Here is a 23,810-nt window from a genome sequence, read left to right on the forward strand (position 1 = left end):
ATCAGCAGTCAGACGAAATAAACTATTTGCTATCAGGGATGAAACTTCTAATCCATTGTCCAAAACTACCCGGATTTCGGCTTTGAATCAGTACCGTTCCTTCACCGCGAAAACGACATACAAGAGCTTCCCCACTCGTTACGCTGGACAACCAGCCTTTAGATGCCTTTTCAATTCTATAATCCATATAATCCGGCCATGCCACTAGATGAGCATTATCAATAATACGCTCCTCTCCTGGCGCGATATAAATGGGGTGAATGGCTCCATATGAGGATAGGAATACTGTGCCGCGGCCACTGATTTCTACAATAAAAAAACCTTCACCGGAGAATAAACCTTTCATCAGGTTTTGCATTTTGGTACTAACCTCAATCCCTTCCGTACAGGCCAAAAAACCGTCCTTTTGGACCAACAGCCTGTACGTGCCATCCAGTTCCACTGCTTGTACATCACCTATGCTTGCAGGGGCTAGCAGTACTTCAGCGGGTCCCCGGGCTGCTCTCAGCTCTTGAAAAAAGAATTTTTCTCCGCTCAGCATTCTGCCTAAACCACGTAACAGCCCACCGTCTACCGTCCCCTTTATATCTACACTGGAAGACATGGAAACCATCGCTCCCATTTCTGCTTTAATGGTTTCTCCGGGGTTCAACTGCACCTTAAGCATAGCAAAAGCACCTTCATGCACGATTTCGTAGCTCATTTGTTCACCTAGCTTTCCAAAAGTAGTCTGTTATCCATTCAGCTTACTGTCATCATACTATAAGCACGTCCCTTATGTCTTTTCTGGTATAGAGCAATGGTTTATGCCTGAAGTGACATGAGCGACATAAAAAGACCCGCTGAACGTTGTCAGCGGGTCTCTAAATTACGTACGTCACTATCTTTTTATAAACAGAAATGACGTTTAGAACGTTTTCTCTATCAACTTAGTTACGTGTGAACTCTTGTACCCAATATCCATTGTAGTAAGCCACACCGATTTGTGTATATTCTGCCTTCAAAATATTTTCACGATGTCCCTGGCTGTTCATCCAGGCCTTCATCACTTCTTGTGGTGTTTTTTGTCCCATTGCAATATTCTCACCCGCATACGTATAAGTTACACCGAATTTTTTCATCATATCAAAGGGTGAACCGTAAGTCGGAGATGTATGGGAAAAGTAATTGTTCGTGCTCATGTCCTTCGCCTTCGCTAAGGCTACTTCTGTAAGCTTCGCATTAGATGTGAGGGGCTTCAGACCTTTTTGACTGCGCTCATTGTTTACAAGCTTTACAACCTCAGCTGCAAATTGAGACTTGCTGAGTTGTGCATTAGAATCTGTAGACTGACCTGCACCTGAGTTGGTGTTTTGTGTTTGGGTCTGTTGCTTGTTAACAGACTTTGAAGCCTTTTGGTTACCCTGATTCGTCGTTTGCTTGCCAGAAGAAGGATTTGCTGTTTTTGTTTTAGCCTTGTCCTTTTCAGAATAATCCTTAATGACCGTCTTTGTTATTGTCGTCGTCCCGTTGGACATATTGACTGTGTATCCGTTATTTTGAAACCACTGTTGTAATTGAGCAGATAAATCGTCAGCTGGTGAAGCTGATGCCGGAACGATGAATCCTGCGGATAAAATGGCGCTTAGGCTTCCCATCACCAGTGTTTTTTTCAACATATTCTTCATTTCGTCATCTCCTTGTTGTATAAGTGCCTTGGTGTGAACGTCTCAGGTTACAACTTTGTAATCTTTACTCTAGCAGTATATCATGTTTTATAGCATCATCAATGGTATAAAAGTTGGAAAAAAAATAGTCCTGCTCGGCAATGGCGAACAGGACGAAGTTAAAAATAGTGAGGCTTTAAGTATTAGATTGTTTGTTGCAAGCTGATTATCTAAGCTTTTTGCTGAAACGGTAGCCTTGCTTCTCAAAGCCGATTCGGTTGTAGAAAGCACGGGCCTCTACTTGTTTGATGCGGTTATTCGCTCCAGTAATGAATAAATGATAGCATCCTTGCGCACGCCCCCACTCCTCACCACAAGCAACCAACCGCTTGCCAATGCCTTCGCCGCGATACTCCCCGCTCACGACCAGCATGGTGATTTGTACAGCAGGATCAGGATAGGCCAGGCTTTGAGCCGTATGCATGCCGATTACTCCGACTACACGACCATCCATTTCTGCAACCATCATATTCGCTTGACTGTCCTCCTGCGCTGTTCCCATAACTTCTTTCATAACACCACAAGTCATCGGGTATCCGACTTCTCTGAGTAGTCCAGTTACGGCTTCACAATCGCCAAGCTCTACGGAACGAATTGTCAGTACTGGAATCATCACACTGTTAGACATGATTTACCTCCACTTTCAGCATATTGGCAGCTTCTTTGGCTGTCTTCCGTGCTGTTTCCACATCTTCTGCAGCGCTAAGCGCTACAGCCATCCGGCGTCCCGGCTTGGTTTCAGGCTTCCCGAACACTCGCACCTGTGTCCGGGGTAGCAATAGTGCATCATGCAGACCGCTTATTGCGAAATCGCGCGTAGCCACTTCTGCCTTTAAGGTAGCTGAAGCTCCTGGTGTAAGCAGCGTGACGGATGGCACCGGGAATCCAAGAATTGCCCGTACATGAAGCGCAAATTCAGACAAATCCTGCGTAATCATGGTCACCATACCTGTATCATGCGGACGCGGGGATACTTCACTGAATATGACGCTATCAGCCGTTAAAAACAGCTCTACGCCAAATAATCCGTAACCACCCAGTTCATCCGTAATCGTACGGGCAATGTCCTGCGCCTCCGAAAGCTGCTTGTCCGTCATGCCATGAGGCTGCCAGGATTCGACATAATCCCCATCTTTTTGAATGTGGCCAATCGGTGGGCAAAAAGTCGTGCCTGATTCCGATCTGACGGTCAATAAGGTGATTTCGCTCTCAAACGGGACAAAAGCTTCAACAATGACACGTGTCGTTTTGGCACGTGCGCCTTCCAGCGCCGTATTCCAGCAGGATTCTGCGTCTTCGAGTGTCCGGCATACAGACTGCCCTTTACCCGACGAACTCATTAAGGGTTTGACCACGCATGGCGTGCCCAGCTCTTGAACCGCCGACCGTAACTGCTCAAAATCATCTGCAAAACGGTAGGCAGCAGTCGGAAGCTGTAATTTCTCGGCAGCCAACCTGCGGATACCCTCACGGTCCATCGTAAGACGAGCGGCCCGTGCCGTTGGTACTACGTGAAATCCCTCTTGCTCTAATTCTTCCAAAGCACCCGTAGCAATAGCTTCGATTTCAGGTACAATTATGTCGGGCTGTTCCTTGCGAATTAGTGCCTTCAACGCCTCAGCATCCTGCATATCCAGACAGTGAGAGCGATGGGCCACCTGCATTGCTGGAGCCAGCTCATAGCGATCTACAGCAATACATTCCACGCCAAGCCGCTGAGCTTCAATAATGACTTCTTTTCCCAATTCGCCGCTACCCAGCAGTAGCATCTTCTTAGCCTTGGCAGAAAAAGGAGCACCCCACATCTTGAACTCTTCCCCCTCTGACGATATTGCTCTGATCTCTTTTCATCTTTATTTTCAGGGTTTAGCTCCAAGAATGCAATAGTGCTCGGCATTTTAATTTACAAAAAACGCGATTTTTTGATCTTTTTTTTACAAAAATCTGAACTGTGCTTCCACCAGCCCCCGATATATTCCATGTTTTTTCATCAATTGTTCATGATTACCACTTTCTTGGATCTCCCCATGGTCCAGTACAACGATATGATCAGCATTCCGGATGGTGGACAAACGGTGAGCGACCATAAAAGAAGTTCTGCCTTCCAATAGAACCTGAAGGGCCTCCTGAATTTTCAACTCCGTTTCTGTATCAATGCTGGCTGTGGCCTCATCCAGAATAAGAATTCGCGGATTAGCCAGTAAGGCACGGGCAAAGGATAAGAGCTGGCGCTGACCCATGGACAGCATCCCCCCACGCTCCTCTACCTCTGTTTCATAGCCATCTGGCAAATGAACAATAAATTCATGAGCATTGACCGCCTTCGCAGCCGCTTCAATCTCCTCATCCGTTGCATCCAAACGGCCAAATCGGATATTATCACGTATCGTTCCCGAAAAAATAAATGTATCCTGAAGCACGATGCTAATCTGGCTGCGCAAGCTCTCCACTGTGACATCTCGCACATCATAACCGTCAATAGTAAGTCGCCCTGACGTAATGTCATAAAAACGGCTGAGCAAATTAATAATTGTACTTTTACCTGATCCAGTATGACCTACAAGCGCTATAGATTGACCTGCCTTGACAGAAAGATTAATACCTTTAAGCGCCTGACGTCCCTTTTCATATTCAAAAATGACTTTATCAAATTGAATATCACCCCGAATAGGCGGCAAGGCTTTTGCTCCTGGTTTGTTTGCAATATTCGGCTGTTCATCCATGAATTCAAAAATTCTTTCTGACGAAGCCATCGCAACCAGTAGCTGATTATACATTTGACCTAGCCGATTAATCGGCTCCCAAAAGTTCCCTACATAGTTGGCAAATGCAACCAGCAAACCCACCGTCAGCTGATCTGTCTGAATTAAATGCGCTCCAAACCAGAACAGCACAAGCGTACCTAATCCTCCGGTAATATCAATAAGTGGGCCAAAGACCTGATTCATGGCAGAAGCCTTATCCCACGATTTTTTACTGGAGCTGTTCATATCGTCGAAATAAGCCATGTTTTCCTGCTCCTGCGTATACGCTTGTGTCACACGAATTCCCTGAATAGATTCATTCAAATGAGAATTGATACGCGAGTTCTTCATGCGTACTTCTTGCCAGGCGCGACGGATGCGTACTCGCAGCTTGGTCGAAATGAAAAACATGATCGGAACAGTCACAATCACTGCCAAACCGAGCTTCCAGTTAATAAGCAGCAAAATGACAATAATTCCGAAAAGCTGTACGCAGTCAATCAGGACGTTCACTGCACCATTCGTAAATAAATCCTGTAGCGAGTTAATGTCATTCGTTACACGTACTAATACAGAACCTGCTGGTCTTTTATCAAAAAAGTTGAAGGAAAGCTTCTGAATATGCTTGAACAAATCTTCACGCAAATCGTAAATAACCCGCTGACCAATAATATTGGTGAATTTAATACGGTACGTGCTGGCTGCCCATTGGATTAAATATAACAAGAGCACGGCACCCGTGATGAGCAACAATAACTTTACGCTAGGTAGTGCAGGCGATGCAGGAGCAATGGCCTTGTCAATAGCCAGACTGATCAAATATGGAACCGTCAGCTTAGTAATCGTGCCTAGAATCATCATGACCAGAAGAATCGGTAGAATCTGACGGGCATAAGGTTTCATGTATGCTAGCAAACGTTTGAATTCCGCCCAGTTAAACGGTTTATCAATAACCTCATCATCTTGATAGACAAAGCGCTCATTGGTCGGCTTCTTTAACGGTTTGGCTTTTTCTACTGGAATATTCATGGTCTCACCTGCCCTTCGGATACACCGTCTGGAGCCTCCGCTATGTAATCGGCGTATTGAATATGATACACATCTTGGTATGGACCTGGAGTAGCAATGAGCTGTTCATGTGTTCCACGTTGGACGATTCGTCCTTCCTCAAGCACCACAATTTCATTGGCATGACGAAGCGAGGAGATTCGGTGAGCTATAATAAACGTTGTGCGTCCACGCATAACCTCTTGAAAACCGGACTGAATTTCATGCTCCGTCTCCATGTCGACCGCACTGGTAGCATCATCCAGAACCAGAATTTTTGGATTTTTGAGTAGTGCGCGTGCGATGGCAATCCGTTGTTTCTGCCCTCCGGACAGTCCCAATCCACGTTCACCGACGACAGTGTCGTAGCCAAGCGGTAATTCAGTGATGAATTCATGCGCCTGAGCCAGCTTGGAAACGCGTATGATGTCATCCATACTGACATGACTTAATCCATATGCAATATTATTGCGTATGGAGGACGAGAACAGAAACGTCTCCTGAAACACGGAAGAAATTTGAGCACGTAAATCACGAATTTTCAAATGACGTATATCCGTCCCATCCAGCTTGATGCTGCCTGCATTCACATTGTAGGCTCGCATGAGTAGTTGAATTATGGTCGACTTCCCGGACCCTGTTCCTCCTAAAATCCCAATGACCGATCCCGGTGGCGCATCCAGATTGATGTCAACAACAGCAGGTAGCTTATTTCCGTAAGCAAAGGTAACATGTTCAAACGTCACATGTCCCTTCACCTGATCGGCGTTGAGTGTAAGTGCATTAGCTTCATCAGTTACATCTACAGACTGGTTTAGCAACTCCAAAACCCTTTCACCGGAAGCTTTGGACTGCGTATAGTTATTGATATGAAAGCCAATGCTCCAGATGGGACCGATAATATACCAAATTAAGCTAAAGAAGGCGACGAGTTGCCCCAAGGTCATTGACTTCTGTATAACCAGATATCCACCCATCCCCAGGAGAAGAACCACACTGACCGAGGCAATCAGTTCCATCGCGGGGAAAAATCGACTCCATAAGGAAGCAGCCTGAATCTGGTTGCTCTTGTACTGCTCATTACGTACGGAGAATTTTTCAACTTCATAGGATTCGCGAGCAAAAGATTTAACGGTTCGCACACCTGTAATATTTTCTTGTACCGCTGTTGTCAGGGCGCTGAGAGCAATTCGCATTTCCTGAAAGGTGGGATGAATCCGTGATTCAAATTTGAATGTGACGAAGAGTAGCAATGGCATGCTGATCATCGTAAAGAGGGTGAGCTGCCAATTAATATACAGCATCATGATAGAGCCGAATACGACCATCAGTAGCACATTGAGGAGTTGCGCAAAGCCAAACCCGATAAAGTTGCGGATCGCCTCCAAATCACCAGTCAGACGGGACATAAGATCCCCCGTTTTGGCAGTGTCATAATATCTGAAGGATAGAAATTGCAGCTTTTCGTAACAGGCATTGCGAAGTCGATACGCCAAGTAGTTACCTAGCCGTCCACCAAAAAAACCATGTAAAAATTGCATAAACCCTTTGATGATCACGACTCCCAGTACAGTCAGAGCCAGAACCGGAACTTTCTCGAAGTCGCCGGGAATGATAGCGTTATCAATGAGCCGTTGGAGCAGGTTCGGATACACCAGTCCCAAGGCCGTCGCTATCGCAAGGCATAGAATGGAAAGAAATAGATAATGTCTCCTCTCTCGAAAAAAAACTTGCAGTTGCCTGAGCACTTCCATGTCAAGTCCCTCCATTAGTTGCACGACGTTGTTATATGGCTTAGTGAAGTTTACCATCCGTGTTCCAAGGCGGCAAAGAGGATAATGGGCCGTTTTCAGGCAGGTTCCCAATTGGTAGGTGATTAGACAAATTAAATCGCTTTCTTATCATTGAATATGGCTATTTCCTCAGTTTTCCTTTCTTTTTGAAGTATGCTTAAAACACCGGATTGTCCCGCAACCCGGTGTCCTGACCTTAAAGCAATCGTGAACATATTTATATGGACTCTAAATTCGCGAGCTGACCAGCAAGCTCTTCCCAAACTTGTGGCTCCTCACCGCCCTTAAGTGCATGCTCCATGCCACGAGTAGTCTCCAGCACTTGCTCTCGTAGCTGTGCTTTCTGCCACGTTTGTTCCTCTTGCATCATAGCAATGTAAAAAGAAGACAATCGTTCTCGCTGCTGATCCACAGCTTCCCCGATTAGCTGGCGTAATATGGGCTCCAGTCTAGTTTGTAAATTCGCACGACCCGTCCCTTCGAAAAATAGCTTTGGATTTTTAAAGCTATTCCAATAATCCTTCCACTGAATGGACTCCTGCAAGGAAATACCCATCAGCTCGGGAACAGCCCATTCTCTGAATTCAGGAACTGTACAATCTAATCCATTCAGCTGATGGTTCATGTGATCTACGCACTGTTGTATAGCCTTACGCACTAAAGCTTGCCCGGTTTTTTCCAGTCTGAGTGTGGTTGCTAGCAATTCCTGAGACAGCTCCAGTTCGATCAATCGCAGCAGTTCACGACCACAAGATGCAAAAGCCGAACGAAGATCACCTACTCCTTCACGCAGAACAGATGGATGAAACGCTTCTGCCATAAATTCACCCGTTCGGTAGGCTAACCTTTGACGTACATGATACAGCAGTTCATCGGTTTCGTCCGACAACACAGATCCACCATTGCTACCAGTCGAACCAAGGAGCACCTCCTCCAGCTCCCTACGGATTCGATTTAATTGCTCTATTCGGATCTCTCGCTCTTCAGCGCTGTACCGAGCATCAGCAGCATGTTGTTCTATTCGGTTCCGCAGCCGTCCCAGCTCCTGCATAGCAGCTGCAATGGACAAACCTGCCAGCTCTTCGGCTGCAAATGCCGAAAAATCATCTTCAAACGCATCAAACCGTGAAACTGAACGCAGCGAAACCTCTCCCCGCTCGGCTGCTTCCAACGCCAGCATGCTGGAAAGCGGATAAATACGCGGCTTGCGGATTCCGTTCGCTTGAAGTTGTTCCTGTACATGCTGAGTCACAGAATGTAATTCTTCTTCAGAAGAAGCCAAATCAGATGCGTTGACAATAAAAAATGTCTGATCCAGCGCCAATGTCTCTTTGACTCGGCCCAATTGATTTAAGAACTGTCGGTCCCCTTGTGTAAACGCATGATTATAATATGTCACAAATACAAGGGCGTCTGCATGCTTCATATAATTGAAGGTCACGCCCGTGTGCCGCGCATTCACAGAGTCGGCACCTGGCGTATCTACTAGCACGATGCCCTGACGAGTCAAAGCGCAATCATAGTAAAGGTCGATATGCTCTACGAAGCATGATTTACGCTCGGATGCGACAAAATCCCGATACTGTTCTAAATTCACCTGAAGCTGTTGCCCTAGCAAGCTTTCAGCTTCTTTCCATCCAGCCGCAGCAGCCTTCAAAAAGCTGTAATGAGGCCTTCCCGCAGGATGAATGCCTTCCGGTGATAACGCATTTACGGCTTCTTGCCAGCCCACGGACGCTGGCTCTCCCAATCCTAATAACCGAAAAGAGTATTTAAGATCTTCCCGTAATGCGTCCACTGATTTCATGTGGACGTCAGCCGTGGCATGGCGCTCATGACTTGTAGGCGCCATAATGCGGTTAATCGCTGCTGTCGTCGGATGCGGCGATACGGGCAACACCGCTTCGCCCAACAAAGCGTTGGCAAAGCTGGACTTCCCGGCGCTGAACGCTCCGAATAGCGCCAATGTAAAGCGCCCGTCCTCCAGTGCGGCGGCACGCACATGCAAATCCCGAACAGCCGCCTGCATGGCAGGGTACGGGCTTATTAATGCAGCGGCGGCCTTCAATCGTGTCGCTGCTGCATCCAGTCGCGTAAGGCGGCCCCCGGCGGCAGACCGCGCTGTCGTCGTACTTGCTTGTGACTGCACCGATCCGTTGCGCGAGCCAGCAATGTCTGGACGCACGGCACCTGTTGATGCCGTATCTATCGGGGCAGCGGCGGTCTCAGCCGCAGGAGCAGGCGTGCCCACCCGGGGCAACCCGCCAGGCGCGGAAGCCTGCGGCAGCAAGCTACGCAGCAGGTCGGCGTGCGAAGCTGAGGCTTGCACGCGAGTGCTGTAGCGGCTCGCCGCGTCCGCCTGCGCCAGCAACGCTGTGCGCGCATCCGCGAGAGCCTCGCGGTGGGAGTTGACCCGAGCCGCAAGCTGGGCCAGCAGGCGGTCTACCAGCGCCAACGCCTTATGGCGGCAATCAGCGGTCACCGCAGCGCGTAGGTCCTTGCAATAGTTCAACGTGTACTCAGGAGACAAAGCATTTTCCTTTACTGTCTGCTCTACCAGTTGCCGATCCATTACAGGGCGGATGTCATCCAGCTCCTGCTCCATCGCAGCGGTCCACAAACCTTGACCTTCTCCCCATGACCTCAGTAACTCACGCACATGAGGCAGCAGCTGTCCCTCCACCTGATCAGCCAGCATCTCTGCCAGCCGATCCAAACGGCGCTCCTTTTCTCGCTCTGTCTTGCCTCCGGCAAACCATAACCCTGTTTTAAAGCCCGGCTTACGGCTCTCTAAATATTCGCCAGCCGCTTCACGTAGCTCCGCAGGCGTGAGGTGAGCGTGTTCTAATAGATGATCCAGCTCTTGACGCAGCCGTTTATGCTCCTGTTCTGGAAGCATCATCCAGTGTTCATCTTCTTGCTGCAAGGTTTTCTGCTCTATGTCCAGGCGCAAAATGGCTTCTTCTCCACCTGCTTCTTTGAGCAGTACGTTCAGTTCCTCTTCTTCAGCAGCCTGCACTGTCTCCACATGCTGATCTACCAAATGGTGCATAGAGGACACTAAACTATAAGCCAAAAGCTCAGCTTTGCGCTCCAGCAGTTTCGGAATTAAGCACGTCAACTGTTCCCACTGGTTCCAGGGGTGATTTTGCTCCTTCAAGGAAGTAAACAGGATGTCCGTGTAATGTACCTGCCAGGCATGAAAGCTGCTTTCCACCTCATTACGATAACGTGAAAATGATAGCTCCCGCTCTCGATGCTTATCGATTTGATTGATGATCAAATATAACGGCTTGCCCCAATCCGACAAACTTTTGGCAAAGGACAAATTATTTTCAGATTGGACATGATTGTAGTCCATCACATAAAAAACAATATCAGCCCAATGTAAAGCTGAATGCGTCGCCATCGCGTGTCCGTGGTCTGTGGAATCTACGCCGGGGGTATCCAGCAGCACTCCTCCGCCAGATAATATCGGGATATCCTCCCATACTTCAACGGATTCATAGGCCCCACCATTTTTACAATACTCAGCAAGCTCAGATAGGGAAGCTTCCACGATTTCCGGCTTCGGGTTTTCTGCCGATCGGGCTGGATGAATAAGCGCTCTCGAACGTCCATGACGGATGGACACTACATTAGCACTCGTAGGTACCGGTCCAGATGGCAGCACGGTTTTACCGCACAGGCTGTTAATCAAGCTCGATTTACCTGCTGAAAAGTGTCCGCAAAAGGCAATGGTCAGCTCTTGTGCATGCGCTTTTTCCAGCAAATCCCCTACTGCCTTCGCTCCCGTTTCATCCCCCGCTTTACGCAAGGTATCCTGTATTTGTTCTATCGTACTCAACCACTTTTCCGCATCTCCTGTAATCGTTTGCATCATAAGCTACGGTTTCACTCCTTGTCTTATCTGCACCAAATAGCTATATTGTAGCATTCCTAAGCCACTGTGAGAATCATCACATTAAAAAAACTAAAAAAGCGCTCCCTGCCTGTACCTGGCTTTCGGGAACGCTGTTCTTGTAAATGGAAACCATAAGTTTATTAATAATATCCAAAACAGATCATTACAGTAATGCTTCAATATATTCTTCCATATCCAGAGGGTCAGTCGTTGCTTCAAATCGTTTGATCACTTTCCCGTTCCGATCAATCAGGAATTTCGTGAAATTCCATTTGATCGAATCTCCTGGTAAGTACTCAGGATGACGCTCATGAATTAAAGGAATAAGTATTTTGGCAACCGAATGCGTTTCATCAAAGCCCTCAAAGGGCAACGACGAAGCAAGATATGTAAACAACGGGTGAGCCTGCTCATCACGTACATTCACCTTTTGAAACATAGGGAACGCGACACCATAATTCAGAGTACAAAATGTTTGCACACTTTCATTGGAATCCGGCTCTTGATCGGCAAATTGATTGCATGGAAAACCGAGAATCACCAAGCCTCTATCCTTAAATTGATCATATAGACGCTGCAAATCCTGATATTGAAATGTAAATCCGCACTGGCTGGCCGTATTTACAATCAACACTACTTTATCTTTATAATCACTAAGGACAATCTCCTTACCGTTCATCGCAATGGCTGAATAATCATAAATGCTCATTTAAGAAACTCCTCTGAAAATGTAATTGAAGATTTCATATTTAAACATGTGAAATCGTCCATATCCAGCGTTTTATGACGTTCTTCAAGGTTTGTGTTAATATGCGCCTACAGGCTGGTTAGACCAGCCGAGCCGCCTACACCGGAACATGCAACGCATGTCGTCCGCAAATTGCACTTAATTAGCTGCAGTCTCAAGCACTGGCAGCAAAATTTCAAATACTTGACCATGCTGTAAAATCGTAATCCCACGGGATTTATCCTTCATTACAACCACTTCTGGCTTTTGTGACATACGCTCCAAGTAATGCTCGGGTACATCACCAGAATGACTAACTGTGATTCCCTCTAGCTCGCGCTCTTCGTTTTCAGCAAACTCTGTTGTTACAATTTGCTCAAAAATATCGGAGAACGCCTCAAAATTGTCTGTATATACCGAAATGCACTTCATTACTCTTCATCCTTTTCTACACATAAATGGTTAAACCCTCTATTACCTTTATAGGTCATTCGGGTCTTTAAGCTCTACGTTTCTTATCTTTTCTGATAAGAGACGTTTTCATACGTTTCTTGCCTTCCCTGCACACATCAAGCAATGGACATACCTGACATTGAGGGTTTTGAGCTTTGCAATGGTAGCGTCCGAAAAAAATGAGTCGGTGATGGGTCACAGACCATTCATCCCTAGGTACCCTTTTCATCAGCTTTTTTTCCACCTCAAGCACTGAATCATCCCACCCTGCAAAGCCGAGCCGTTTGGAAACGCGCTCTACATGCGTATCTACCGCAATAGCTGGTACATCAAAGGCAGTAGATACTACGACATTAGCCGTCTTGCGGCCAACACCAGGTAGCTTGACCAGCTGATCATGCTCCGAAGGTATCTCTCCCCCGTACTGGTCTATTAAAATCCGGCAGAGGTTATGAATATGCTTGGCCTTGTTTCGGTACAAGCCGATTCTACGAATATCCTGCTCCAGTTCCTCAAGAGGAACTGCCAAATAATCCTCAGGTGACTTGTATTTTTGAAACAGGTCTGCCGTTACTTTATTGACCATCTGATCGGAGCATTGAGCAGACAATAACACGGCAATCGTTAATTCAAAAGCATTGTCATGGTTCAGCTCACAATGGGCATCCGGAAACATCGTACCGATGGTGTCCAATATATGACGTGCGGTTGCTGCATTCACGGAAATCCTACCTCCTAGCAAAAAAAACGTCTTGATACGGGATAGCCCGCATCAAGACGGTCACTCTAAATAATCATCCGGAAAGAAACGAATACTATTTGTGCATGACTGCCTGCATAGGCGAGAAATACACTCCTATATTATCATTATCTGTCACAGATTGCACGTGAAAAGTGTGTAAATTCCCAAGAAATTTTCATACAGTCTGATCGATTAGCGACTCATAGGATGCTCCAAATCTACATGTCCCATTAAGGACTCTAGAGATTGACCATCTACAAGCAAATCCAGCGTTTTGACTTCCTTGAATTGGAACATCGTTTGCTTCAAGGCATCGATAGCCAATTCCTCACCGCCAGCTCCCAATCGAGCCTCATCCGGCAGGGAAATATCAAAGGTCAATGCACCGTTATCCAATTTGATCTTATGCACGGTAATTTTCTCGGACCACAACGGAACCAGAGCAGAATCACCGCTCTTTTGTAGAGCTTCAAACGATTTTTGGAATTTTTCCAGCTCGCTTGGATAGGTAATTTCCTTTTTCTGTTCTTTTAAGCCGTTCTCTTGTGTATCCGTGTAGTACACCGTGATCTGCTGTGTTTGACGATCTCCTGACTTTTCCGTGTCTGTCTTGGTCTTTGTAGGCTCCGTCGACGGAGATGCAGGTGTTTGACTCGCTCCATTATTTTCAGCAGACTGAGCTGATGGATCAGGGGTCGTCTGTTCGGGTGTACTATTTTGTGCAGCTGAAGTTTGTGTTTCCTGAGATGGAGTCGCAGGAGCCGATGTTTGCTTAGAGGCACACCCTGCACCTGCAATGGCAAACAGTGCCAGCAGACCTGCAATTACGATTTTTTTGTTCATATGTCTGTCCCCCTCCTTACTTGACGTTGGCAAGCGATTTGTTGAAGATTTATTTTACGTCGAGATACTCTGTGATTCCATCTGCAATCCCTTGAGCTACCCGGTTTTGAAAATCTTCATCAAACAGTGTTGCTTCCTCTTTTGCATTACTCAGATATCCTACTTCAAGCAAAACAGCTGGCATCGTCGTTTCCCGAATTACATGGAAATTCCCATAACGAATGCCTCGGTCTGTCAGACCCGTCGCAGGAGCAAAGTACTTATGCATAACGTTGGCGAACGCTTTGCTTGCACTACGCTGGTAATACGTCTCTGTGCCGTTGGAAGCTGAGCTACCGCTACTGTTAGCATGAATGGACACAAACACGTTGGCTTTAAGATTTTCAGCCACTTTTACGCGCTGTTTAAGCTCCAAAAATGTATCATCGCTACGTGTTAACACAACCTCAAGTTTGGGGTTTTGTTTTAATATGCTTTCTACTTTCAGGGCCATCGCCAGGTTGAAGGTCTTTTCATAATTTTTTCTCGAAATACCAACTGCCCCGGAATCTTTTGCTCCATGTCCAGCATCAATAACAACGACCTTTTTACCATTGCTGTTAACCGGGGATGTCTGTGTGTCATCAGGCTGTGACCCATCCGGTAACGTTGCATCTGGCGTTGTATTCACTGAATCCTTGGAAGCCAGATCGACGATAACACGATTCGATCCATCATTATATGCGGTATAATTCATGGCATGTTTCAAATCAATAACAACGCGCACCGTTGATGGTTCCTTTTGGAATAAAGCATATCGGATACCGGACACATCCGCTTCATTCTCAATGTCCAACGAACCGTTTAAGTTGCTATCCAGCTTCTGCTGATCTCCGAAATTGTCTGCAAACGCAGTCGCTGGCAAATCTACCACTACCCGATCGGGGCCTGTCATCGTAAACGCTTTCGGCTTGACGGCACTCGCTGTTGTGATCGTTAAGCGGTTTTGGCTGAAACTGACTCCCTGCACCTGTGTCACACCTGAACTCGCATTATTGGTTGGCGCAGTTATACTTCCTGTACCTGTACTGTTATTTCCGGACTTGGGAGGTGTAAATTCCCCGTTTCCAGACCCACTACTGCGGGTATATAATTTTACGGACTTGGAGCTGCTGTCCCATTTTACGTCCAGTCCCATTTGCTCGCCGATAAAACGAAGCGGTACAAGGGCATAATTGGAACGCAGCAGAGGCGAAGCATCCAGACTAATGTCGCTTCCATTGACAGTCGCCGTCTTACTTCCGATTATCATTCGGATCGAGGTACTGTCCTTCTCAATCGTTATGGTTCGCGCCTGCTGCTTCCATGTCACGTCATATCCCAAATTTTCAGAAATTACGCGCAGCGGAACCATCGTACTTCCGCCAATTACTTGTGCCTTAGCACCACTAGGGACACTTAACTGTTGATCGTCGAGATAGATTTGTGTTCCACTCGAAGCCGCATGTCCATAACCCGGAACCGCCCACATGAAGACAAATAATAACAACAAAAAACCAAATTTCTTCATTCGTCACCCTTCCATTCATAATTTTTTTGCCACATGCTCCGGTGCGGCGACCTGATATACGCGCTTATGTAATATCAGACAACCTTATAGACGTTATCTCACACCAAAAGTTGCGAATATATTCCATCATAACAGAAATATACGTGCCAAAGAACTATTTTTGTCGAATTTTGACTAAAAATATGGACCATTCGCTTCCCGTCAAAAGTCACAGTCCGAAAAATGAAAAAAGCTACTTTTCACCCTTATGAATTTCCATCAAAAGGTAAAAATAGCTTATGTCTCAAGCCTTCTTTAGTTGAGTGTTTCAGTTATTCTTGTGCCTGTTCCAAGGTACTCCTTCAGGCCATCGACAATACCTTCGGCAATCTTCTGCTGTGTTTCTTCTGTGAACATGGCCGCTTCATTAGACGGATTACTAAGGTAGCCACATTCCAACAGTACAGCAGGCATTTGTGATTTTCTTGTCACCACATGGTTTGCCACCTTAATGCCGTTATCCTTAAACTCAGTTGCTGCTACAAGATGCTTATGCATGATCGTGGCCAGGCTTAAACTTTCCTGACGTGCATAATAGGTTTCAGACCCATTAGCTTTTCCGTTATTGGAGGTCGGCATACTGTTACCATGAATGGAAACAAACACGCTGGCCTGTTGATTATTAGCGAGCTGTGGGCGCTCATCCAGTGTAGGATACGTATCTCCATTGCGAGTCAATACAATTTGAATGTCAGGATCATTTTGAGCAAGCTGCTGGACCTTTAACGCTACAGCCAATGTAAATTCCTTCTCATGTCGTCCAGTCACGCTGCCTGCTCCAGGGTCCTTACCACCATGTCCTGGATCTATTACGACGATTCGCCGTCCTTCGACATTCGTTGGTGCTACCATCTCTGGATTCGTACTACGTTCACGCAACTGAAGGGTGATATCGCCTATGCTATTAGTCGAAAGATCGTAATCACGTGTCTGATTCAAAGCAATGACAATACGTGCTCCTCCTTTTGTTCCATCCGCAGGAGCAAATCTGATTTCCTGTACATCCTCACTGTCACTATTCGTCAACGCCCGCGTGCCATCCTTGCGAACCGGGAACGAATGGAGAAGATCTGTCGACAGTGAAGCCTCCGGTAAATCTACAACTATACGGTCAGGTCCCGTCATTTTGGATACTTTAGGAGTTAGATCTTTGTTCAGAGAAATCTTTAGCGTTTCACTATCAAAAGAAATGTTTTGTACAAGCACCGCATTTGCAGTGGTCTGTTCTACATTTTGCTCCTTGGATGTTGATGGTACGACTTCCGTATGCTTGTCTGCTTCAACTGGATTTATTGTCGTCGCTGTGGCTGTAGACGTTTTATTTGTGCTTTTTGGACTCTGTGTTGACGTTTGCGACGGTTGTTGGGATTGAGCCTGTTTATTAGCTTGTTGAGTTGCAGTCTTCTGACTGAGATTTACGGATTTATTTTCATTATTCCAATCCACCTTTAACCCCATTTGCTCCCCAACAAAACGCAATGGAACCATGGTCGAGCTGCCTCGCAGCACAGGTGGTGCATCCAAACTAACTGTTTTTCCGTTCACATCAGCCGATGTACGGCCTACATACATAGACATATCGGTACTGTTTTTTTGTATTGAAATTTTATAGGCTTGAGGTTCCCACTTAAACTGATATCCAAGCTGCTCCCCAACCACCCTGAGCGGTACCATGACTTTACCATTGACCATTTCAGGCTTGGCATCTGCGGGCGCTTCCACCCTTTTGCCATCCAAAAACAATTCTGCTCCAGCCGCATTCACATGAGGGGAGGACGGCCACAACCAAATCAAAATAGCCGCTAATATCACCCAACCATATTTCTTCATCCTCATTCCCCTAACTTATATATGTATTTTTTGTGCTACTTACAGACATAGTCCTTCAACCATTTTACATTTACAATACCATGATGAGTTGAACCGTCAACCCCTTATTTACCAATTTATTTTCTAAACATGATAAAAGCCCGCAGGCAAAAGAGTTGCCAGTACGGGCTGTTTGTCTATCAAATAAATCAACTATATTTCTTCATAATGAAGCTGGACTGGAGATGAACATTATGCTCCTTGTTTCGCAGCACGTTTTTGCTCATAAGCCAGAATTTCAGACTCATGCTGGAGGGTCAAGCCAATATCATCCAAGCCTTGCAGCAGGAATTGACGGCGATGTTCATCCAGATCAAATTCAATACGCAGACCGTAATCGTCAGTGATCGTTTTTTCATTCAGATCTACGTTTAATTGGTAATTATCATGCTTCGCCGTGCGCTGGAACAATTCCTCTACTTGCTCTTCAGACAGCTTGATCGGCAAAATACCGTTTTTAAAACAGTTATTATAGAAGATATCCGCAAAAGACGGTGCGATTACACAACGGAACCCATAGTCCATGATTGCCCACGGCGCATGCTCACGGGAGGAGCCGCAACCAAAGTTGGCGCGAGAGATCAGAACAGATGCCCCTGCATAACGAGGCTTGTTCGGTTCAAATTCAGGATTAATATTGCCCGCTTCATCAAACCGCCACTCATAGAACAAAAACTGCCCAAAGCCTGTGCGCTCGATTCGTTTCAAAAATTGCTTAGGAATAATAGCATCCGTATCCACGTTCACCCGATCCACAGGCGCTACAATTCCTTTTAAAGTTGTGAAAGCTTCCATCGTTAATTCCTCCTCCGTATCCTAGCGGACAACTTCTTCCTGCTTGAATTTCCAATCCCGTACATCGACAAAATGTCCATGAATCGCCGCAGCGGCTGCCATTGCTGGAGATACAAGGTGAGTACGTCCTCCGCGTCCCTGACGACCTTCAAAGTTGCGATTAGAAGTTGACGCACAACGCTGTCCCGGTTGAAGCACATCTGGATTCATCGCAAGACACATGCTGCAACCCGCTTCGCGCCATTCAAATCCTGCTTCTTGAAAAATGACGTCCAGTCCTTCTTCTTCAGCCTGAATCTTCACACGACCCGAACCTGGTACGACGATTGCCGTGACTTTGTCAGAAACCTTGTAGCCTTTAGCTACCTCGGCCGCAGCGCGCAAATCTTCAATCCGACCGTTGGTACAGGAGCCGATAAACACGTAGTCAATCGCAATATCCGTGATCGGTGTGCCTGGCTTCAAATCCATATATTCAAGCGCTTTTTCAGCTGCTTTACGTTCGTTTTCTGTCGGCAATTCTGCCGGAGTCGGTACGGTTGAGGAAATATCTGTCCCCATACCCGGACTGGTGCCCCAGGTTACTTGTGGTATCAAAGCATCGACGTCAAACTCCAGTACGACATCAAACTCGGCGCCTTCATCGGTGACAAGTGCTTTCCATTCAGCAACTGCTTGCTCAAAAGCAGCTCCTTGCGGCACATGCTCGCGTCCACGCAAGTAGTTGAAGGTCGTTTCGTCCGGTGCAATCATACCTGCTCTGGCTCCGCCTTCAATGGACATGTTGCACACTGTCATGCGCTCTTCCATGCTCAACTCGCGGATGGACTCACCTGTGTACTCAATAACATAGCCTGTAGCGAAATCTGTACCGTATTTGGCGATGACACCCAAAATCATGTCCTTTGCCGTCACACCAGGTTTGCGACGCCCTACGAAACGAACTTCCATCGTTTTTGCTTTTGCTTGCTGGAGACATTGCGTTGCTAGTACGTGCTCTACCTCACTGGTTCCGATACCAAAAGCGAGCGCTCCGAACGCCCCGTGTGTGGAGGTATGGCTATCACCACAAACAATCGTTTTTCCCGGATGAGTCAGACCCAGTTCAGGCCCCATAACGTGAACGACACCTTGATCCACCGTATCCAGATCATATAGTGTGACACCGAAATCGCGGCAATTTTGAGTTAATGTATCAATCTGCTGCTTGGAAATCGGGTCCGTAATGTTGTAACGATCTTTTGTCGGTACATTATGATCCATTGTGGCAAACGTGAGCTCTGGACGACGCACCTTGCGCCCGCTAAGACGTAGTCCTTCAAACGCCTGCGGCGAAGTTACCTCATGTACGAGGTGAAGATCAATGTACAAAATACTCGGCTTGCCCGCTTCCTGATAGATGACATGGTTATCCCAAATTTTCTCGAACATGGTCTTTTTACTCATCAATATTCACCCCTGTGTTTTTCGAACCTAGTGGAGAGAAGCTGTACGGCTCTCTCTTGGATGTCAACAATATACCACGACGTGTCTGATTGGTCTAAGATATGATATCTATAGAAGTGATAGTCTTGACCTATAAGCGTGCTAGAGAAAATATTGAGGCAGGGAGTGAAGTTGGTAGGATAGAAAAATATATCCCTCTAGTTTTCTAACCAACATTTGCCCCGAGAGCTATGTATCTTGGAAGATTAACACACCAAAGGCCGAAGGTTATTTTTCCTTTCGACCTTTGGTATGACTCTATTTTTATATCATTATAGTTTTCTGTTAAACCTTGAGATTCAGTGTTTCTCCATATCGTACAGCGTCAACCTCCGCTGACAGTTTACTTCAAATAGGTTCCCGTTTCTCCAATTCCACCCCTGCCATTCAATACATATACCCTTGCATTTCCTTTACCGGAGCAAGTCAAGGTGATTTTGCCATCCGTAACGGTTTTGGAATCACCGGTCACTGCATCCACATAGGTTCCGTTCGGAATCCCGGAAAATGTTGCATTTCCTGAAATGGTGACCAACGCAAAACTGTCAATGCCTTTGGCGCTGTCGGTATATCTTCTCTTAAACGCAAGATTGCCCGTTACATTCTCTGTAGAATACTGGCCTTTTTGCAAGGCAGGAACAGCTCTTCTAATTAAATTTAGCTGTCTGATATGTTTCGCCAGAGGATGGTTGAGTGATTCCGCAAGCGTGCCAGTAGCGTTTGTGTATTTGCCATAATCTTGTACCATAACACTGCCTTCTATGTGATCCCCGTAATAAGCCCGTCCCGTTTTGCTTAACGGTGCGTTTGGACCCGGATCAATGACTGCCCCCTTTTGAAATTCGATTTCGGAGCCATAGAAGATAGCGGGTATTCCGCGGAAGGTGAACATCAGGTCAAGATTCTCGGCCCAAGTATCTTGTGTGCCCGCAAATCTTTGATTTTCCGGAGCCTGATCAGGCGCATAGTCATGCGAGTCGACATAGGTTACATTCCACGTAGCATCATTATAGTATTGGTCGCCACTTCTCATATTAAAGGCTTCATGCGCGGTCTTGAATGCCCAATGCATCGGGAAATCAATCACATCCATGCCCGATTTCCTCGAATAGTCAGGTGTATGATAGGTATTGCCGATTAAGAAAGCATTGTTCGAGGTTGGCTGTCCTGCTGTAGTAGAGTTATCCGCCCACTCTTGTTCAACCGACATTTTATTAGAGGCATAGTCATTTTTCCCATCGCCCGGATACGATTTTGAAGCCTTCCAAGTATAGAATGGTGTTGAGATCGCTGGAATTCCGCTGTTCCAAACATCTCTGTACCGGGTGGCTACTTCTCCAAAAACATAGAAATCCGAGCCTCCTCTTGTCTTCCAGGCAGGAATATAGTATTTATTGAAAATATACCGGCTCACATGCTTCACTGTATCGACACGGAAAGCGTCCACACCCATGTCTATATAGTGATTGTAAGTATCAATTAAATATTTGTTAACTGCAGGGTTTTCTGTATTCAAATCCACGCAATCTCCCGCTATCTGACCAGTCTGAACAGTATAGGATTCCCAGGAAAGACTTTTCTCTGTATGGTAAATGTTATTGTTCGTTTCCGTATTCTTCATTAAAGCGAGTCTTGCCTGATACTGCTGATCGGGTGTCATGGAATCATAGTTTGGCGGCAGCTTATCCGTAGTTTTCACCAAGTTGTTACCGGTATCCGGTTTAGCCGGATCTTTCTTAAACATGGGGTACAGATTCTCTTCACCAAAATTGCCGGTATGATTGACGACGATGTCCTGAATAACCTTCAGCCCTTTGGCATGGGCCGCATTGATCAAATCCTGATAAGAAGCTCCCGCCGATTCATACCTTGGGTCTACTTTGGCAAAATTTATAGCATGGTAACCATGATAATCATAACCGCTGGCATTCTGCACAACAGGTGTAATCCAGATGGCACTAAATCCGAGGGCTTTGATATAATCGAGTTTCTGAATCAGCCCCTTAAAATCTCCTCTCCAAGCAGGGTCCGAATCTGGATTACGCGCCTTGGCATCATCCCATGCGTGCACATTGTTGCTTGGATCACCGTCATAGAACCGGGAAGTAATCACGAAGTAAATAGTGTCTTCCCGAAAATCACCTTTGTCTCCAATATTATAAACAAAGCTCTGTTTGGTTTGATTTCCAGCACCGTCTATAACAAGAAATTTTAATGTCGTGGTCTTGGAGATAAGGATGGATGGTCCGGTCAATCCGGCCAATGCGTTACCGAGGATGTAGACTTTTGAGCTTGTGGTCGGTTCCGTACCATCCTCCGTGTAGTATGCCTTGGTCGTTGCCGCCTTGTTATCTTTCAGGTTGAAGGATACAGTCACAGAGGAACCGGAATGCCCGGCAGGCAAATTCGCTGTGATTGTCGGAGCTTGCAGATCGGCATTCAGGTCAATTACATAATCGAAAGAGGATGCATTTCCGGTTTGACCGATTGAATTGACGGCGATGGCCTTGATAGTCAAAGAGGAAGCAACCTGAATTGGAGTGGTATACAAGGTCGAGGAGGTCGTAGGTGTCGAACCGTCTACCGTATAATAAATCTTGTCGCTACTGTTAGTGCTGGAAAGCGTTACCGTTTGAGCCGAATCGTATGTTTTCGGCACGGGAGAGATGGAAACCGCCGGAATTTTTGGAGTTTCCGGGTTGGCATCATACCATACATTATCCGTGTAATACCAACCCTCTTTCACACTGCGAGACAAGTCGGCCGTCTGTTTGCCACTACTGTCATTAAAAATGAGACTTGAGCCTGTCGCCTCGGCAATAGTATAGCTATACCAGTCGTTTCCGTCCGACTTCATCAGAATTCCTGGCCACGCCCCACTAATCGGAACGGTTGACGGATTCAAATTCCAGTAATGGATTCGAATTGTTGAATTCCAGTTTGAAGGCTTCTTAAAGTGAACCGTTAATCCGTTTTGAGTTGCTGTAGGTGTTGCTAAAGGTGCATATGTTGCACTAACGGTAGAAGTAGCAGCCGATGCGGTTGGCAATGGAAGAGCATTCACTGTGGAATTCATATAGGTTGCTGTATAATCTGTATTACTGGCCGAAGCACCACTAGGTAAACCGAAGAAGTTCAAGCAAAGCGACAATATAATTAACCAAGAAATAAAACTCCCTGTTTTTTTTCTTAGCAAGTTAACACCCTCCTGATAAAATTTAGTGGGTAAATCGTGCAACCGGTTGCATAAAAAACAAAAAAAAAGAAAGACACTTATTTGGATAAAATGAATCTATTGATCGCCTCCTCCGTGTTATGTAGGGAAAATAATCATTGTACGCGCTTACAAAACTAGCACTTAGAAAAGCCCATTTAAATACGGCTCAATAATACCCAATGATTTTTCCTTTTTTGATTATATCATCCATACTTTTCCTCGGTCAATGTATTTGCTAGTGTGTAGATTTCCTCGCTCGCTAAATTCCCAGCACACCTATCTCCAATCTAAACTATGTAAAATTTTGGTTAGGTGTAATGAATTTCACATCTTTCCGGGTCAACCTGTTCTACCATAGAAGAGTGATACGCCGTGCTGGGCAGACCATTTTGGTTGGGACGTCTACTTCCTTTTCTAAATTAGCTACAGAGGCTGTCTGGCATGTGCGGCAAGTACGCCTTTATTTTGATTCGAAGCGGAGTGTCCAGATGTTGAATACCGAATTGGAATACCGTGAGCGCATCAGGAAGCTGGCCGTATGTATTGTCAAGCATTACCGAGGAAAAGGACCGGACAACGTTAAGGTTTCTCTCAACTCACCACTCCGAGTTACAGTAGAGATCCAGGGTACTTTGTCTAATCTGTCCGAAATTCTCGTTCATGAAGGCGCTGTGGAAAAGGTCAGTGATTACTGGAACGTCCTTCGTCCTTATCTGGAAAAGGAGTTTATGAGGGAAGCCGAAAAAACACTTGGCAGTCCCTTCACTTACACTTGGGAGGTCTGCCCCTCCGTCCATGGAGACGGACATATTATCATTACTCTTGAACTACAACACATACCCCGGTTGGATTAGCGGGAAGGAGATTATCTCCTCGCTCGCGGATAAGCCAGTACAG

General features: G+C 46.1%; 17 protein-coding genes. 1 reads left to right on the forward strand and 16 read right to left on the reverse strand.

The annotated features are described in order from the left end of the window. Positions 1–22: 22 nt before the first annotated feature. The 16 genes from ACUC6J_RS13895 to ACUC6J_RS13970 form a co-directional block, all read right to left on the reverse strand. Positions 23–703 carry a TIGR00266 family protein gene (locus ACUC6J_RS13895; RefSeq protein ID WP_016822128.1) on the reverse strand — a complete coding sequence of 227 codons (681 nt, stop codon included), beginning with the start codon at positions 701–703 and terminating at the stop codon, positions 23–25. A 226-nt stretch (positions 704–929) separates the two neighbouring features. Then, positions 930–1,667, reverse strand: a complete 738-nt coding sequence (locus ACUC6J_RS13900) for a CAP domain-containing protein (protein ID WP_016822129.1) — start codon at positions 1,665–1,667, stop codon at positions 930–932. Positions 1,668–1,872: 205 nt separating this feature from the next. After that, the gene (locus ACUC6J_RS13905; RefSeq protein WP_016822130.1) at positions 1,873–2,334 is read right to left on the reverse strand and encodes a GNAT family N-acetyltransferase; all 462 of its coding nucleotides are present in this window, start codon (positions 2,332–2,334) and stop codon (positions 1,873–1,875) included. Further along, complete coding sequence (purT, locus tag ACUC6J_RS13910; RefSeq protein ID WP_016822131.1) at positions 2,327–3,511, reverse strand: formate-dependent phosphoribosylglycinamide formyltransferase; 1,185 nt, start codon at positions 3,509–3,511, stop codon at positions 2,327–2,329. Before purT ends, ACUC6J_RS13905 begins: the two co-directional genes overlap by 8 nt. Positions 3,512–3,640: 129 nt before the next feature. Further along, positions 3,641–5,479, reverse strand: a complete 1,839-nt coding sequence (locus tag ACUC6J_RS13915; protein ID WP_447248997.1) for an ABC transporter ATP-binding protein — start codon at positions 5,477–5,479, stop codon at positions 3,641–3,643. Then, positions 5,476–7,251 carry an ABC transporter ATP-binding protein gene (locus ACUC6J_RS13920; RefSeq protein ID WP_017427588.1) on the reverse strand — a complete coding sequence of 592 codons (1,776 nt, stop codon included), beginning with the start codon at positions 7,249–7,251 and terminating at the stop codon, positions 5,476–5,478. The genes ACUC6J_RS13915 and ACUC6J_RS13920 overlap by 4 nt, the downstream gene beginning before the upstream one ends. 256 nt (positions 7,252–7,507) lie before the next feature. Further along, positions 7,508–11,173: a dynamin family protein gene (locus ACUC6J_RS13925; protein ID WP_447248998.1), complete on the reverse strand. Its 3,666-nt coding sequence runs from the start codon at positions 11,171–11,173 to the stop codon at positions 7,508–7,510. 184 nt (positions 11,174–11,357) lie between these two features. Further along, on the reverse strand, positions 11,358–11,903 hold the full coding sequence (locus ACUC6J_RS13930; protein ID WP_019687820.1) for a glutathione peroxidase: 546 nt from the start codon (positions 11,901–11,903) through the stop codon (positions 11,358–11,360). 177 nt (positions 11,904–12,080) lie between these two features. Beyond that, positions 12,081–12,353, reverse strand: coding sequence for a hypothetical protein (locus ACUC6J_RS13935; protein WP_013310628.1), 273 nt, complete (start codon positions 12,351–12,353; stop codon positions 12,081–12,083). 67 nt (positions 12,354–12,420) lie between these two features. Then, on the reverse strand, positions 12,421–13,095 hold the full coding sequence (gene nth / locus ACUC6J_RS13940; protein WP_025365090.1) for an endonuclease III: 675 nt from the start codon (positions 13,093–13,095) through the stop codon (positions 12,421–12,423). 213 nt (positions 13,096–13,308) lie between these two features. Beyond that, the gene (locus ACUC6J_RS13945; RefSeq protein WP_290409598.1) at positions 13,309–13,959 is read right to left on the reverse strand and encodes a GerMN domain-containing protein; all 651 of its coding nucleotides are present in this window, start codon (positions 13,957–13,959) and stop codon (positions 13,309–13,311) included. A gap of 49 nt (positions 13,960–14,008) precedes the next feature. Then, on the reverse strand, positions 14,009–15,508 hold the full coding sequence (locus ACUC6J_RS13950; RefSeq protein WP_447248999.1) for an N-acetylmuramoyl-L-alanine amidase: 1,500 nt from the start codon (positions 15,506–15,508) through the stop codon (positions 14,009–14,011). 294 nt (positions 15,509–15,802) lie between these two features. Further along, positions 15,803–17,377: an N-acetylmuramoyl-L-alanine amidase gene (locus tag ACUC6J_RS13955; protein ID WP_447249000.1), complete on the reverse strand. Its 1,575-nt coding sequence runs from the start codon at positions 17,375–17,377 to the stop codon at positions 15,803–15,805. 231 nt (positions 17,378–17,608) lie between these two features. Then, positions 17,609–18,211: a 3-isopropylmalate dehydratase small subunit gene (leuD, locus tag ACUC6J_RS13960; RefSeq protein WP_016822140.1), complete on the reverse strand. Its 603-nt coding sequence runs from the start codon at positions 18,209–18,211 to the stop codon at positions 17,609–17,611. A gap of 21 nt (positions 18,212–18,232) precedes the next feature. After that, positions 18,233–19,657: a 3-isopropylmalate dehydratase large subunit gene (gene leuC / locus ACUC6J_RS13965; protein WP_016822141.1), complete on the reverse strand. Its 1,425-nt coding sequence runs from the start codon at positions 19,655–19,657 to the stop codon at positions 18,233–18,235. A 382-nt stretch (positions 19,658–20,039) separates the two neighbouring features. Further along, complete coding sequence (locus ACUC6J_RS13970) at positions 20,040–22,892, reverse strand: alpha-amylase family glycosyl hydrolase (RefSeq protein ID WP_044785175.1); 2,853 nt, start codon at positions 22,890–22,892, stop codon at positions 20,040–20,042. Between the two features lie 338 nt (positions 22,893–23,230). Between ACUC6J_RS13970 and ACUC6J_RS13975 the strand changes: the two genes are divergently transcribed. After that, positions 23,231–23,767, forward strand: coding sequence for a hypothetical protein (locus ACUC6J_RS13975; RefSeq protein ID WP_225164765.1), 537 nt, complete (start codon positions 23,231–23,233; stop codon positions 23,765–23,767). Positions 23,768–23,810 lie beyond the last annotated feature (43 nt).

The sequence above is a fragment of the Paenibacillus sp. JJ1683 genome, from assembly GCF_053006485.1.